12 protein-coding genes and 1 pseudogene are annotated in these 14,110 nt (G+C 70.6%); 7 read left to right on the top strand and 6 right to left on the bottom strand.

From position 1 onward, the window contains the following. The first annotated feature begins 3 nt into the window (after positions 1-3). The gene (locus tag C8N38_RS08195) at positions 4-3,387 is read left to right on the top strand and encodes an efflux RND transporter permease subunit (RefSeq protein ID WP_108026004.1); all 3,384 of its coding nucleotides are present in this window, start codon (positions 4-6) and stop codon (positions 3,385-3,387) included. A 6-nt stretch (positions 3,388-3,393) separates the two neighbouring features. Here C8N38_RS08195 and C8N38_RS08200 read toward each other — a convergent pair whose 3' ends face one another. Next, positions 3,394-4,221, bottom strand: coding sequence for a protein-disulfide reductase DsbD domain-containing protein (locus C8N38_RS08200; protein WP_108026006.1), 828 nt, complete (start codon positions 4,219-4,221; stop codon positions 3,394-3,396). A 129-nt stretch (positions 4,222-4,350) separates the two neighbouring features. On the opposite strand from C8N38_RS08200, the pseudogene C8N38_RS08205 reads away from it, so the two are divergent. Next, positions 4,351-4,917: pseudogene (locus tag C8N38_RS08205) on the top strand (YqgE/AlgH family protein); the annotation flags it as partial. 55 nt (positions 4,918-4,972) lie between these two features. Here C8N38_RS08205 and C8N38_RS08210 read toward each other — a convergent pair. Beyond that, the gene (locus C8N38_RS08210; protein ID WP_108026010.1) at positions 4,973-5,932 is read right to left on the bottom strand and encodes an L-threonylcarbamoyladenylate synthase; all 960 of its coding nucleotides are present in this window, start codon (positions 5,930-5,932) and stop codon (positions 4,973-4,975) included. A 126-nt stretch (positions 5,933-6,058) separates the two neighbouring features. Between C8N38_RS08210 and C8N38_RS08215 the strand changes: the two genes are divergently transcribed. The 3 genes from C8N38_RS08215 to C8N38_RS08225 all read left to right on the top strand — a co-directional run bounded on the left by C8N38_RS08215 (position 6,059) and on the right by C8N38_RS08225 (position 9,728). Beyond that, on the top strand, positions 6,059-7,768 hold the full coding sequence (locus C8N38_RS08215) for an acyl-CoA dehydrogenase (protein ID WP_108026011.1): 1,710 nt from the start codon (positions 6,059-6,061) through the stop codon (positions 7,766-7,768). Next, positions 7,768-8,817, top strand: coding sequence for an MBL fold metallo-hydrolase (locus tag C8N38_RS08220; RefSeq protein WP_108026440.1), 1,050 nt, complete (start codon positions 7,768-7,770; stop codon positions 8,815-8,817). Before C8N38_RS08215 ends, C8N38_RS08220 begins: the two co-directional genes overlap by 1 nt. Positions 8,818-9,089: 272 nt before the next feature. Beyond that, entirely contained in the window at positions 9,090-9,728 is a 639-nt protein-coding gene (locus C8N38_RS08225; RefSeq protein WP_108026013.1) for a hypothetical protein, read from the top strand. Positions 9,729-9,767: 39 nt separating this feature from the next. Here the strand turns inward: C8N38_RS08225 and C8N38_RS08230 are convergent, their stop codons facing one another. Together C8N38_RS08230 and C8N38_RS08235 are read right to left on the bottom strand one after the other, a co-directional pair. Next, positions 9,768-10,097, bottom strand: a complete 330-nt coding sequence (locus C8N38_RS08230) for an AzlD domain-containing protein (RefSeq protein WP_108026015.1) — start codon at positions 10,095-10,097, stop codon at positions 9,768-9,770. Then, a complete protein-coding gene (locus C8N38_RS08235) occupies positions 10,098-10,802 on the bottom strand; it encodes an AzlC family ABC transporter permease (protein ID WP_108026017.1) in 705 nt (234 codons plus the stop codon). It lies immediately after the preceding gene. Positions 10,803-10,882: 80 nt separating this feature from the next. On the opposite strand from C8N38_RS08235, the gene mobA reads away from it, so the two are divergent. Next, positions 10,883-11,491 (top strand): molybdenum cofactor guanylyltransferase MobA, encoded by a 609-nt coding sequence (gene mobA, locus C8N38_RS08240; protein ID WP_108026019.1) that lies wholly within the window; start codon positions 10,883-10,885, stop codon positions 11,489-11,491. Continuing rightward, entirely contained in the window at positions 11,488-12,420 is a 933-nt protein-coding gene (locus tag C8N38_RS08245; RefSeq protein WP_108026021.1) for a molybdopterin guanine dinucleotide synthesis, read from the top strand. Before mobA ends, C8N38_RS08245 begins: the two co-directional genes overlap by 4 nt. Here C8N38_RS08245 and C8N38_RS08250 read toward each other — a convergent pair. Both C8N38_RS08250 and greA read right to left on the bottom strand, forming a co-directional pair. Continuing rightward, entirely contained in the window at positions 12,401-13,480 is a 1,080-nt protein-coding gene (locus C8N38_RS08250; protein WP_108026022.1) for a hypothetical protein, read from the bottom strand. The genes C8N38_RS08245 and C8N38_RS08250 overlap by 20 nt on opposite strands. Before the next feature lie 23 nt (positions 13,481-13,503). Continuing rightward, positions 13,504-13,974 (bottom strand): transcription elongation factor GreA, encoded by a 471-nt coding sequence (greA, locus tag C8N38_RS08255; protein ID WP_108026024.1) that lies wholly within the window; start codon positions 13,972-13,974, stop codon positions 13,504-13,506. Positions 13,975-14,110: the final 136 nt, after the last annotated feature.

The raw sequence follows: 14,110 nt of genomic DNA on the forward strand, positions 1-14,110 counted from the left end.
CGGGTGCCGGGGCGGGTCGCAAGCGCCGCGGGCGGGCTTCTGTCCTATTTCACCCGCCACCGGACGGCGGCTAACCTGCTGTTGCTGCTGCTGATCGTGGCCGGGCTCTTTGCCGCGCCGCGGATGCGGGCGCAGTTCTTTCCCGACGTGATCGTCGAGACGGTCTCGGTCTCGGTGATCTGGGAGGGCGCGGGGCCCGAAGAGGTCGATGCCGGGATCGTGCAACTGCTGGAACCGGAACTCCGCGCGGTCGAGGGGGTGGAAGAGACCACCTCGCAATCGGTCGAGGGCTTGGCCACCATCACCCTCGATTTCGAACCGGGCTGGGACATGGCCCGCGCCACCAACGATGTGCAGGCCGCGGTCGATGCCGAAACCGACCTGCCCGAGGAGGCCGAAGAGCCCGAGGTCACGCGCGGCGCCTGGCGCGACCGGGTGACCGATGTGGTGATCACCGGCCCGGTCGCGGTGGGCCAACTTGGGCGGCTTGCCGACGAGCTGGTCGACCGGCTGTTCGCCGCAGGCGTCACCCGCGCCACGATCCGTGGGCTCGCTGCGCCCGAGACGCTGGTCGAGGTGCCCTCGATCGAGTTGATGCGCCACGACATCACCATGGCCGAGATCGCGGCCGTGCTGGCCGCCGAGGCCGAGACCGCGCCCGCGGGCGATGTCTCGGGCGGCAATACTAGGGTCCGGACCGGGGTCGAAAAGCGCAGCGCGGCCAGCATCGCCGCCATCGTGCTGCGGTCCTACCCGGACGGGTCCAAGCTGACCGTGGGCGATCTGGCCGAGATCCGGGTCGAGGGCGCCGACCGCGAGCGCGCCTATTTCGTCGGTCCCGACCCGGCGATTTCGCTGCGGATCGACCGGTCCGACCGGGGCGACGCCATCGAGATGGAGGCCAAGGTCCGCGCCGTCGTGGCCGGGATGACGCCCTCGCTGCCAGCGGGCGTGCATATCGATCTGATCCAGACCCAGGCCGACTACATCGCGGGACGGCTCGACATCCTGCTTGGCAACGGGCTGATGGGGCTCGGGCTGGTGCTGGGGCTGCTGTTTCTCTTCCTGAACGCGCGCACCGCCTTCTGGGTGGCGGCGGGCATTCCGGTCGCGATGCTGGCCACCGCCGCGCTGATGTTCGCGGCCGGGCTGACGATCAACATGATCTCGCTTTTCGCGCTGATCATCACCCTCGGGATCGTGGTCGACGATGCCATCGTGGTGGGCGAACATGCCGATTTCCGCGCCCGCCATCTGGGCGAGCCGCCGGTGCTGGCCGCCGAGAATGCCGCCCGCCGGATGGCCGCGCCGGTCTTTTCGGCGACGCTGACCACCATCGTCGCCTTCTATGCGCTGGTGGTGATCGGCGGGCGCATGGGGCACATGATCGCCGACATTCCCTTCACCGTGATCGCGGTGCTGACCGCCTCGCTGCTGGAATGCTTCCTGATCCTGCCCAATCACATGGTCCATGCGCTGGCCCATTCGGCGAAAGAGCATTGGTACGACTGGCCGTCGCGCCAGTTCAACCGGGGTTTCCGGCGGTTCCGCGAAGGCCCGTTCCGGCGGCTGATGCGGTTGGTGATCCGGGGCCGCTATCCGGTGATGGCGGGCTGCCTGCTGCTGCTGGCACTGCAAGTGGCGGCGGTGATCCGGGGCGACGTGCCCTGGCGCTTCTTCAATGCCCCCGAAGAGCGGTCGGTCACCGGCAACTTCATGATGCTCTCCGGCGCGGACCGGGCCGATACCGCCGCGATGATGGCCGAACTGCAGCGCGCGGCCGAGGCGGTCGGCGCCCGCTATGCGGCGGAACATGGCATCAACCCCGTGACCTATGCGTTGGCCGAGATGGGCGGCAATGCCGGGCGCGGGCTGGCCGGGGCCGAGATCAAGGATGCGGACCTTCTGGGGGCGATCTCGCTGGAACTGATCGACGCCGATGCCCGGCCCTATTCCTCCTTCGACTTGGTGCGCGCGCTGCAGGACGAGGTGCGCCCCCATCCCAAGGTCGAAACCCTCAGCTTTCGCAGCTGGCGGGCCGGGCCGGGGGGCGACGCGCTCGATGTCCAGTTCTTCGGTGCCGAGGCGCGGGTGCTGAAGGCCGCGGCCGAGCGGCTGAAGACCGAGCTTGCGCGCTTTGGCGAGGTCTCGGCGCTGGAGGACAGCCTCGCTTATGACAAGGAAGAGGCGGTGCTTGAGCTGACCCCGCAAGGCGCGGCGCTGGGCTTCACCATCGAGGATCTGGGCCGGGTGCTGCGCCACCGCATCAACGGGATCGAGGCCGCGACCTATCCCGAGGGTCCGCGCTCGGCCACGATCCGGGTCGAGCTGCCCGAGGCCGAACTGACCGCCGATTTTCTCGACCGGATGCAGGTGCGCAGCCCCGAGGGCGTCTATCTGCCGCTGGCCGATCTGGTCACGGTCGAACGCCGCACCGGCTTTTCCTCGGTCCGGCGCGAAAACGGGCTGCGGGTGGTCACGGTCACCGGCGATCTGTCCGAGGACGACCCGGCGCGTGCTGCCGAGATCTCGGCCGAGCTGAAAGGGACGATCCTTCCGGGGATCGAGCGCGATCTGGGCGTGTCCTGGCGGCTGGGCGGGCTGTCGGAACAGGAAAAGGACTTTCTTGCCGATGCGCGGCTGGGCTTCGGGCTGTGCCTGGTCGGGATCTATCTGGTGCTCGCCTGGATCTTCTCCAGCTGGACCCGGCCGGTCGTGGTGATGGCGATCATCCCCTTCGGGCTGGTCGGCGCGATCTGGGGCCATGCGCAATGGGACGTGCCGCTGTCGATGTTCACCGTGGTCGGGCTGATCGGCATGACCGGCATCATCATCAACGATTCCATCGTGCTGGTCAGCACGGTTGACGAATATGCCGACCGGCGCGGGCTGGTGCCCGCCATCGTCGATGCGACCGCCGACCGGCTGCGGCCGGTGTTGCTGACCACGCTGACGACGGTTCTGGGGCTCGCGCCGCTGCTGTTCGAAACCTCGCAGCAGGCGCAATTCCTCAAGCCCACGGTCATCACGCTGGTCTACGGGCTCGGCTTCGGGGTCGGGCTGGTGCTGCTGGTCGTGCCGTCCCTGCTGGCGATGCAGCAGGATCTGGGGCGGCAGCTCGGCGCCCTGCGCCGGGCGCTGCGGGGGCGCGGGCGGCGGGCGATGCCGGTCCCGGCGCGGGCCGCGTTCGGGGTGGCGGGGGTATTCTCGGGGACGCTTTTGCCCGAACTGCTGGGGGGCGGGTTGCCGGGGATCTGGTTGGTGCTGATGCCGCCGCTGGCCGCCCTTCCGGCGCCGCTTGCGGCGTTTCTGCTCTTCCTCGGGGGGAGCGCCCTGATCCTGGCGCTGGCCATCGCCGCTGCACTGTTCGAGCGCCGCCGCTCCTGAGGGCGCCTAGCGCGCTCCGCCGCAGCCCCGAATGTCGACCGCGCGGTCCTGACCCAGAAGGGTGATCCGCACCGACGAGCGGTCGAGCGCGAAGGGCGTCCCGTCCGCGGGCACGATGTCCGAGCGCGCGACCAGCATCCCGCCCTCGCGGTCCATGTCGGTCTCGGCCACCCAGATCGAGGGGTCGGGCAGTTCGAAGACCGCGGTTTCGTCGCCGCCCAGCGGCGGCACCTCGATCCGCGCGGTCAGCCGCAGCCCGTCCGAGATCGGCTCGACCTCGCAGGCCACCTGTCCGACGCGGGCCGCGCGCGCATCCAGCGGCTGGGCCTCCAGCGCGGCCCGGATCGGCGCGGCGCGGCTTTCGCCCGGAAGCCGTTCATCCAGCCTCAGTTCCATCGGCATGCAGATGTCGTGACAGACCCCCAGGTCGATCCGCGCCCGGATCTCCATCGGGCGCCCGGGCTCGCGGGCGGTCAGCTCGATCGGCAGGACCAGATCGTCGACATAGCCTATGGTGCGCATCCCGTTCGACGAGAACACGGTGGGCCGCGGCCAGTGCAGGCGCACCGCCGCGACATTCTTCGACCCGTGCCAGTCGAACCGGGGCGGGATACCCGCATCGCCCGGCGCGCGCCAGTAGGTCTTCCAGCCCGGCGCGAGGGTCAGATGCAGCGCTGCCATGTAGGTGCCGCGCTCGGTCTGCCAGCCGGGCAGGATCTCGCCGCTGACCACGCTGTCCGGGGGCAGGGCGGTCTCTGCCGGGGCGGGGGAGGTCAGGGCCTGGGCCGCAAGGATCAGGGCGGCGGTGATCGGAACGAACAGATTTCTTGCCATGGCGCCCAAGATAGGCGCTCGGACGGCCGCGCGGAATCACAAAGCGGCGAGAGAACGCCACAATTACGGAACCGTGCCCTTGCGTCCTGCCCGGCTCGGGCACATGCTTGAACCCAGCAGGCGACAGGACAGGGCAGAATGCAGCTTGGAGGCAAGCTTCTGATCGCGATGCCCGGCATGGGCGATCCCCGTTTCGAAAGAAGCGTGGTCTATCTGTGCGCCCATTCCGACGAGGGCGCGATGGGTCTGATCGTCAACAAGCCGCTCAGCGAGATTTCGTTTTCCGACCTTCTCGACCAGCTCGACATCACCCGCAGCCCCGGCGCGCGTGACATCCGGGTGCATTTCGGGGGGCCGGTCGAACATTCCCGGGGCTTCGTGCTGCATTCGGGCGAGTATCGCACCGACCGCGACAACACGCTTCGGGTCGATGCCCGGTTCGGGATGACCGCGACGCTCGATATCCTCGAGGACATCGCCCAGGGCGGCGGCCCGTCCAGCTCGCTTCTGGCGCTGGGCTATGCGGGCTGGGGGCCGGGGCAGCTCGAGGACGAGATCCTGCAGAACGGCTGGCTGACCTGCGATGCCGACCCGGCGCTGGTCTTCGACGGGGCCGATGGCAGCAAATGGGAACGCGCCATGCGGCTGATGGGCATCGATCCGTTGCTTTTGTCGCCCGCCGCCGGGCGCGCCTGAAAACGACCCGCCGCCGGGCGCGCCTGAAAAATACCCGCCGCCAGACTGGTCCGGGTCAGGGCCGGGGTGCGGCCGCGCGGCGCAGCCGGTCATTGATCGCCCGTCCGAGCCCGTGGTCGGGGACCGGCGCCACGGCGATGACTTGTCCGGGCGCGGCCTGCGCGTCGAGCTGGCGCAGCGCATGGAACAGCGCGGCCGCCGCCTCGACCAGATCGCCCGAGGCCGACAGGTTCAGCGCGGCCCCCGCACAGCCCGGCCCGAAGCCCAGCCAAAGCGCCCCCGGCGGCGGCGCCTCGGCCTCCAGCACGACCCGCGCTCCGGGCGCGTAATGCGACCCCAACTGACCCGGCGCGGTGATCGCGGCCCCTTCGGCCCGCGCGGCGATCGCCATGCCAAGGCAGTCTTCCAGTGCCTCGGCGGGCAGCCCGCCCGGCCGCAGAAGAACCGGCCCGCCGCCCGCGTCGAAGCCGAGGATGGTCGATTCCACCCCCACCGGGCAGGCGCCGCCATCGACGACGGCCGCGATCCGCGACCCGAGCCCCTCGATCACATGCTCGGGCCGGGTCGGGCTGACCGCGCCCGAGGGATTGGCCGAGGGCGCCGCGACCGGCCCGCCGAAGGCCGCCAGCACGCCCTGCGCGACCGGATGATCGGGCACGCGCAGCGCCACGGTGGGCAGGCCCGCGCTGACCAGCGGCGACAGCCCGGCCCCGGGCAGAAGCGGCAGCACAAGCGTCAGCGCGCCGGGCCAGAACGCCTCGGCCAGCCGCAGCGCCGGGTCCGGGAAACTGGCCAGCCGTTCGGCCGAGGCAAGATCGGGCAGATGCACGATCAGCGGGTTGAAGCGCGGCCGCCCCTTGGCCTCGAAGATCCGCGCCACCGCGCGGTCGTCGCGGGCATCCGCGCCCAGCCCGTAGACCGTCTCGGTGGGCAGCGCCACCAGCTTGCCTGCGGCCAGCAATGCGGCGGCGCGGGCCAGCCCGTCGGCATCGGGTGTCAGCGATTCGGCGCTCATGGGACGTTCCCTTACGTTGCGTTTGCGCTTGATGGGGCGGGGCGTTCCGTTACCTTCTGCCCGCGAAACGAGCGGTCAGATAAATCTGCCGGACGACCCCGACAAGCGGCGGCAATGGAGGCTTGCATGGCATATCGTGCTCCTGTGGCGGAATTCCAGTTCATTCTCGACCATGTGGTCAGACTGGGCGACGTCGTGGCGACCGACCGTTTTTCCGAGGCCACGCCCGATGTAACCGGGGCGATCCTCGACGGCGCGGGGCGGCTTTGCGACGAGGTGCTGGCGCCGCTGCAACGGCCGGGCGACCTGCATCCGGCGCGGCTGGAAAACGGCGTGGTGCGCACCTCGCCGGGCTATGCCGAAGGCTATCGCGCCATTGCCGAGGGGGGCTGGGTGGCGCTGTCGGCGCCCGCCGAGCATGGCGGGATGGGCCTGCCCACGACGTTGTCGACTGCCGTCAACGACATGATGAGCGGCGCCTGCCTGTCGCTGCAGCTGAACCCGTTGCTGACCCAGGGCCAGATCGAGGCGCTCAGCCATCATGCCAGCGACGAGATCCGGGCGCTTTACCTTCCGAAGCTGATCGCGGGCGACTGGTCGGGCACGATGAACCTGACCGAGCCGCAAGCGGGGTCGGATGTGGGTGCCTTGAAGACCCGGGCGGTGCCCAACGATGACGGCACCTATGCGGTGACCGGCCAGAAGATCTACATCACCTGGGGCGATGCCGATTTCATGGAGAACGTCGTGCATCTGGTGCTGGCGCGTCTGCCCGATGCGCCCGCCGGCACCCGGGGCATCAGCCTTTTCCTGGTGCCGCGCAACCTGCCCGATGCCGAAGGCCGGCCGGGTGTGGCGAACCGCGTCAAGGTGGTCAGCCTCGAGCACAAGCTGGGGCTGCATGGCAGCCCGACCGCGGTGATGGATTTCGACGGCGCGACCGGCTGGATGGTGGGCGAGCCCAACAAGGGGATGGCGGCGATGTTCACGATGATGAACAACGCGCGCCTTGGCGTCGGCGTGCAGGGCGTGGGCGTGGCCGAGGCCGCGTTCCAGCAGGCGCTGGCCTATGCGGCCGAGCGGCGGCAGGGCCCGACGCCCTTGGGCGATGGCGGTATCGTCGGCCATGCCGATGTGCGGCGGATGCTGGCCGGGATGAAGGCCGAGATCTTTGCTGCGCGCGCCATCGCGCTGTCCTGCGCGGTCGCGGCCGACATGGGCACCGCGACGGGCGAGGCCGACTGGACGGCGCGCGCGGCCTTCCTGACCCCGATCGCCAAGGCCTGGGGCACCGAGGTCGGCATGGAGGTCGCCCAGCAGGGCGTGCAGGTCCATGGCGGCATGGGCTTCATCGAGGAGACCGGCGCCGCGCAATACCTGCGCGACGTGCGGGTGACCGCGATCTACGAGGGCACCAACGGCATCCAGGCGATGGATCTGGTGGGGCGCAAGCTGGCCGATGGCGGCGATGTCGCCTGGCGGCTTCTCGAAGAGGTCGAACAGACCGCCGAGGCGGCGCGCGGCGCCTTTCCCGATCTCGCGGTCGAGGTCTGGACCGCGGCCGAGGCGCTGCGCGACGCCACCGAATGGATGCTGACCCGCGAGATGACCGACCGCTTTGCCGGGGCGGTGCCGTTCCTGCGCGCTTGGGCGCGGGTGCTGGGCGCGCAGCTGCACCTGGCGGCGGCGCTGGCCGAGGGGGGCTCGGGGCCGCGCAGCGCGCTGGCCCGCGTCTTCATCCGGCGGCTCCTGCCCGAACATGTCTCGGCGCTGGCGGCGGCGCGGGCCGGGGCGGACGATCTGTACGCCCTGTCCGACGCCGATCTCGGCGCATGATGGACGGTAGCCTGGCCCCGATCCGCACCCCTTTCGAAGTTCCGCCCGCCGAGGGCGAGGCGGTCGAGATCGCCGAGGGTGTGCTGTGGCTGCGCCTGCCGCTGCCGCCGCCGCTCAAGCATGTCAACGTCTTCGCGCTGGACGATGGCCCGGGATGGACGCTGGTCGATACCGGCCTTGCCACCGGGAAAAGCCGCGAGATCTGGCAGGCGCTTCTGGCCGGGCCGCTCGGCGGGCGCCCGGTCCGCCGGGTGATCCTGACCCATCACCACCCTGACCATGTGGGGCTGGCGGGCTGGTTCCAGTCCACCCATGGCGCCGAACTCTGGACCAGCCGCACCGCCTGGCTGTTCGCGCGGATGCTGACGCTTGACGAACAGCCGCTGCCCCGGCCCGAGACGCTCGATTTCTACCGCGGGGCCGGGATGGACGCAGCGCTTCTGGCCGAGCGCGCAGCCGAACGGCCGTTCAACTTCGCCGATGTGGTGGCTCCGATGCCGCTGGGGTTCCGCGCGCTGGCCGAGGGCGACCGGATCGCCACGGGCGGGCGCGACTGGGATGTGCGGCTGGGCGACGGGCACGCGCCCGATCACGTCACGCTCTGGAGCCGCGACGACGCGCTGGTGATCGGGGGCGACCAGCTGCTGCCCTCGATCTCGCCCAATCTCGGGGTCTATGCGACCGAGCCGCTGAACGATCCGGTCGCGGGCTGGCTGGAAAGCTGCACCCGTTTCGCCACCCATGCGCGCGAGGATCATCTGGTCCTGCCGGGTCACAAGCTGCCCTTCACCGGCCTGCCGACCCGGCTGGTGCAGCTGATCGAGAACCATCACAGCGCGCTAAACCGGCTGATCGAGGCGCTGGGCGAGGAACGCACCGCCTGCGACTGCTTTCCGGTGCTGTACCGCCGCGAGATCGGTTCGGGCGAATACGGGCTGGCGCTGGCCGAGGCGGTCGGCCATCTGAACCACCTGTACCTCACCGGTCGCGCGACCCGGCGCCGCCGGTCGGACGGCGCCTGGCTGTTTCGCAGGGTCGGCGCAGCCTGACCCCGCGCCGGGATGCGCAAGCGTGGGCGGAATGCCACGCCCCGCGCTGCATCGCGGCATCGCGGGCGCTGGCGAGGTGACAGCCCCCGGGGCTTCGACTAGGGTACCGCCAGCGAACAGGCAGGGGATACCGCAGGCATGGCAGCTTTCCGCACCGGCGCGATGCGCCTGTCCGTGCCGCCGCGCCGCGCGCATGCCCCCGCCCTCTTTCCGTCCTCCTGCCGCGCCGTCCGGCCGTTCCGGCCCGCCGCCGCCCATTTCCGGTCTGCCAAATGTTCCGTTTCCTGATTGCCTGCCTTCTGCCGCTGTTCCTGCTGGGCTGCGGCGCCGAATCCGTCTGGGCCCCCGACGAAGCCGTCGCCAGGGCGAAGTACCGGGACGCCGCGCCGCCCTCGATCACGCTTTACACCATGATCAACAACCGCTCGGGTTCGGGCGCGCATTCGGCGCTGATGATCAATGGCAGCGAACGGGTGATCTTCGATCCGGCCGGAAGCTGGTGGCACCGTGCCGCCCCCGAACGCAACGACGTGATCTACGGCATCACCCCGAAAATGCTGGACTTCTACATCGACTACCATGCCCGCGTGACCTATCACGTCGTCGCCCAGACGGTGCAGGTCTCGCCCGAGGTGGCCGAGCGCGCGCTGCGGCTGGTCGAGGGCTATGGCGCGGTGCCGAAGGCGATGTGCGCCCGGTCGACCAGCGATGTGCTGCACCAGCTTCCGGGCTTCGAGAGCATCCCCCGCAGCGTCCGTCCGAAAGCGGTGATGTCGGCCTTTGGCAAGCTGCAGGGCGTCACCACCCGGGAATATTACGACGACGATCCTGATGAACACGAGGACCTGCTGCGCGAACAGCAGCGCGCCCGGTTCAACGAACTGGTCCAGGGCATCGTCGAGGGCCAGTAGGCCTGGCCTCCGGAAAGGGGCGGCGGCAGGCCCGCCGCCTCAGCCCAGCAAGAACAAAAGCGTGTAAAGCGTGACTGCGCCCGCGCCGATGGCGGCCAGCACCGATTTGCGCCACCAGCCGACGGCCACGGTGACAATGGCCGCGGCCAGCCGGGCCGGGTCGGGGTCGCCGCCGGTTGCGGGCGGCCAGACCACGGCGGGCGCGACCAGCGCGGGCAGCACCGCCACCGGCGTATAGCGCAGGTGCCGCTGCAGCCAGTCGGGCAGCCGCCGCCCGCCCATTGCGCCGAGGAAGGAAAACCGCATCAGGAAGGTGCCGATCCCGAGCGTGACGATGATTGCCCAGATCCCTGCCGTGCTCCAGCTCATCTAGCGCGCTCCCATCCGGCGCTCGATCTCGGCGCCCACGACCATCGCCGCGACCGCCGCGATCATAAGCCCCAGATTGAAGGGCAGCCCGGCAAAGACCAGCGCCAGCGCGACCGAAGTGCCGGCCGCCGCGACATGGGCCGGGGTCCGAAGCGCGGGCGCGACCATCGCCAGAAAGGTGATGGGCAGCGCGAAGTCGAGCGCAAATTCCGGCGGTATGCTGCGGCCCGCGACCGCGCCGACCAGGGTCATGCCGTACCAGGCGGGCAGCATCGGCGTGACCGCGCCTGCGAAGAAGGCGATCCGCTCGGGCACGGTCATCTCGGGGCGCGCCTCGAAGCGGGCATGCGCGACCGCATAGGTCTGGTCGAAAAGCCCGTAGGCCACCAGCGCCCGCTGCCAGAGCGGGGCCGCGCCCAGATAGGGCGTCAGCGAGGCCGAATACATCGCCATCCGCATGTTGACCGCCAGCGCCGTGGCGATCACCACCAGCGTATGCGCGTTCTCGGCCATCAGCTGCACCGCCGAGAATTGCGCGGCCCCCGCCAGCACCACCATCGAGAAGCCCATCACCTCAAGCAGCGAGAACCCGGCCTCGGTTGCCACCACCCCGAAGAGAAGCGCGAAGGGCACCAGGATCAGAAGGAACGGCGCGCCCTGGCGCAGGCCGGTCAGATAGGCGGATTTCCGGGTGGAGGCTGGCATGGCGGGGGGCTAGGTTTGCGGCAGGTCCGATGGGCGTAAGGCCCGCCGGAACCGGATGCAATCGCAAAACCGGAGGCGGCATGCGGATCTTCGGAACGATCCTCGCGGGCGGGCAGGGGCGGCGGCTCGGGGGCCGCGACAAGGCGCTGGTCGAACTTGGCGGGCAGACGCTGTTGGCGCGGGTGGCCGAGCGGCTGGAGCCTCAGGTCGAACGGCTGGCGCTCAGCGCAAACGGCCCGGCCGGGGCCTACCGGACGGCCGGGCTGGGCCCGGGCGCGGCGGTGCTGCCCGATCCGCCGCCGGGCGATCTGGGGCCGCTTGCGGGGGTGCTGGCCGGGCTCGACTGGGCCGCGGCGCATGGGGCCGACTGGCTGGTGACCGCGGCCATCGACACGCCGTTCCTGCCCTGCGATCTGGTGCCGCGCCTGCTGCTGGCGGCCGAGACCGCGGGCACTGGGCTTGCGATGGCGGCCAGCGGCGGGCGGCGCCATCCGACCGCATCGCTCTGGCCCGTGGGGCTTCGCGACGAGCTTGCCGCCGAGGTCGCGGGCGGGCTGCGCAAGCTTGGCGTCTTCGGTGCGGCGCGCGGCGCGGCCCTGGCCGATTTCGCGACCGTGCCCGGCCCCGACCCGTTCTTCAACGTCAACACGCCCGAGGATCTGGCGACGGCCGAGGCGGCACTGGCATGAGCGTTTTGGATACGGTCATCATGGCCGACTGGTCGGCCCGGTCCGGCCCCTCGCCGGCCCGTCCCTCGGCCGATGCGATCTGGATCGCGGTCGCGCGCCGAGGCTCGACGACCGCCACGGCCTATTTCCGCACCCGCGCCACCGCCGAGGCGGCGCTGGCCGACCTTCTGGACGGCGAGCTCCACGCGGGGCGCCGGGCGCTTCTGGGGGCCGATTTCGCCTTCGGCTATCCGGCGGGCTTTGCCCCGGCGCTGACCGGCACCGCTTCGGCCCGCGCGGTCTGGGCCTGGGTCGCGGACCGGCTGGAGGACCGTCCGGACAACTGCAACAGCCGTTTCGAGCTGGCCGATGCGATCAATGCCGCCCTGCCCGGAGGTGGCCCCTTCTGGGGCTGTCCGGCGGCCCTCGGCACGCGGCTGACGGATCTCACGACCACGCGTCCGGCTGACATCGTCTTCGCACCGCATCGCCGGGTCGAGCGGCTGCTGCGTGATCGTGGCGGGCCGGGGCGGGCCGTCAAGAGCGTCTGGCAGCTTTACGGTGCGGGGGCGGTCGGTTCGCAGGTGCTGGTCGGGCTGCCCATGCTGCACCGGCTGGCCGGGCGGTTCGGGGCCGATCTGGCGGTCTGGCCGTTCGAGCCGACCGGAGCGACGGAGGCGCCCCTGACCCTCGCCGAGATCTATCCCGCGATGATCGGCCCGGAGGTGGCCGAGGCGCTGGCGGCCCGGCCCGGACAGATCCTCGACGAGCTGCAGATGCGACTGATGGCCGAGGCGGTGCTGGCGGCCAGCAGCGTGGGCACGCTCGAGGCGCTGCTGGACGTGCCGGCCGGCGCCGATCTGGCGGAAGAGGCCTGGATTCTCGGGGCGAGCGCCCCCGAGGCCTTGCGCGCCGGGGCGAAGGCGTCCCTCAGCCGAACATGCCGGTGACCCGGCCCAGCAGCATGAAGGCGCGCGCGGTGCGGGTTTCGGCCAGGTCGTTGAGCTCCTGATCGCTGGCCGCGGCCTCGAATTCGACCAGAACCCGGTCGAACTGGCGCAGGAAATGGTGCGCCACGTCGCGGAAGATCGGGTCCTTCTTCATGCGCGCGGCGGTCAGCGCCAGACAGGACCGGTCGCGCACGCCGCCCAGCGCCGAGACCGGCAGCCCGCGCTCGCCCTGCGCGAATCGGCGCCAGATCTCGGGACGCGCCCGGTCGGGATGCAGATCGTCCATGTAGATCCCCTCTTCGCTGAGAAGGGTCAGGATGTCCTGGGCCGAGCGCACCAGCTTGGACGCGGTGCGATCCTCGAGCGCCCGGCGCAGCGCGCGGAACCCGGCGCGGTCCGAGGTGTCCTCGGGGAAGTTCAGCGCCCGGACGAATTCCTCGGTGCTCAGCGGGCGGACCGAATCCTCGGGTACCGTGCCGAGGGCCAGCCGCGGCTGATCGTCGGGCGGCGTCTTCGACGGAGGGGCGGGGGGAGCTGTGCGGGGGGCGGACGCGCGGGGCAGGGCCTTGGTCGACAGGCTCTGCGGCACCTGGACCTCGGCGATCTCGACGGCCCGGTCGCGCCGGGTTGCGAAGGTCGCGATCGCGTCCTGGGTTTCGCGCTGGGCGCGGGCCAGATCGTCGATCCGTTTTTCCATCGAGGGGCGGACATCCATGCCCGCGCCCTGCTGTTGCGCCAGATAGGCCTGGCGAAGCGAGTCGACCGTCGCCTGCAGCCGCGCCGATTCCTGGCGCAGCACCCGTGCCGAGCGCGCGCCCTGCGCCACCACCCAGATCAGCCCGACCGGCAGCGTCAGCGCCAGCACCGTGACCGCCGTGCCAAGCGCGCCACCCCCGGTGCCGGGAACCCCGTCCGCACTGGCCAGCAGCGCGCCCGAAAGCCCCAGCCAGGTGACGCTCAGCACGCCGGCGGCGATCTCGATCCGCGACAGGCCGCCCTCGCGGCGGTGTCCCGCGAAGGCGGCCAGATCGAACGGCTTGTCCTTGTCCCTTTCCGCCATGCCAGCGGTCCCGTCCGGTGATGTCAGATGTAGCGGATGCTCAGAACTTCGTAGCTGCGCTCGCCGCCCGGCGTGCGCACCTCGACGCTGTCGCCTTCCTCCTTGCCGATCAGCGCGCGGGCCAGAGGCGACTTGATGTTCAGCAGGCCCCGCTCGATATCGGCCTCGGCCTCGCCGACGATCTGGTAGGTCTTCTCTTCGTCGGTATCCTCGTCGACCAGCGTCACAGTCGCGCCGAACTTGATCGCGCCCGACAGCTTGGCCGGGTCGATCACATCGGCCCGCGACAGCAGGCCCTCGAGCTCCTTGATGCGGCCCTCGATGAAGCTCTGCTTTTCGCGCGCGGCGTGGTATTCGGCGTTCTCCGACAGGTCGCCATGCTCGCGTGCTTCGGCGATGGCCCGGATCACGGCGGGACGCTCGACGCTTTTCAGCGCCTTGAGTTCTTCGTCGAGCGCGGTGTAGCCCGCGCGGGTCATGGGTATCTTTTCCATAGGACTCTTCGGACAGTTCACGGAACGGAATGCAGACCCCGCGGGTCCGCTTTCACGAGTAGGTCGGTCTACCCTGACCGGAGTGCGGGAGCAATTGCAATAGGCGAAAGATCTGCGGTTGCGCAGAGCCCTGCGC

This window comes from Rhodovulum kholense (assembly GCF_003053725.1).
Lineage (GTDB): Bacteria > Pseudomonadota > Alphaproteobacteria > Rhodobacterales > Rhodobacteraceae > Rhodovulum > Rhodovulum kholense.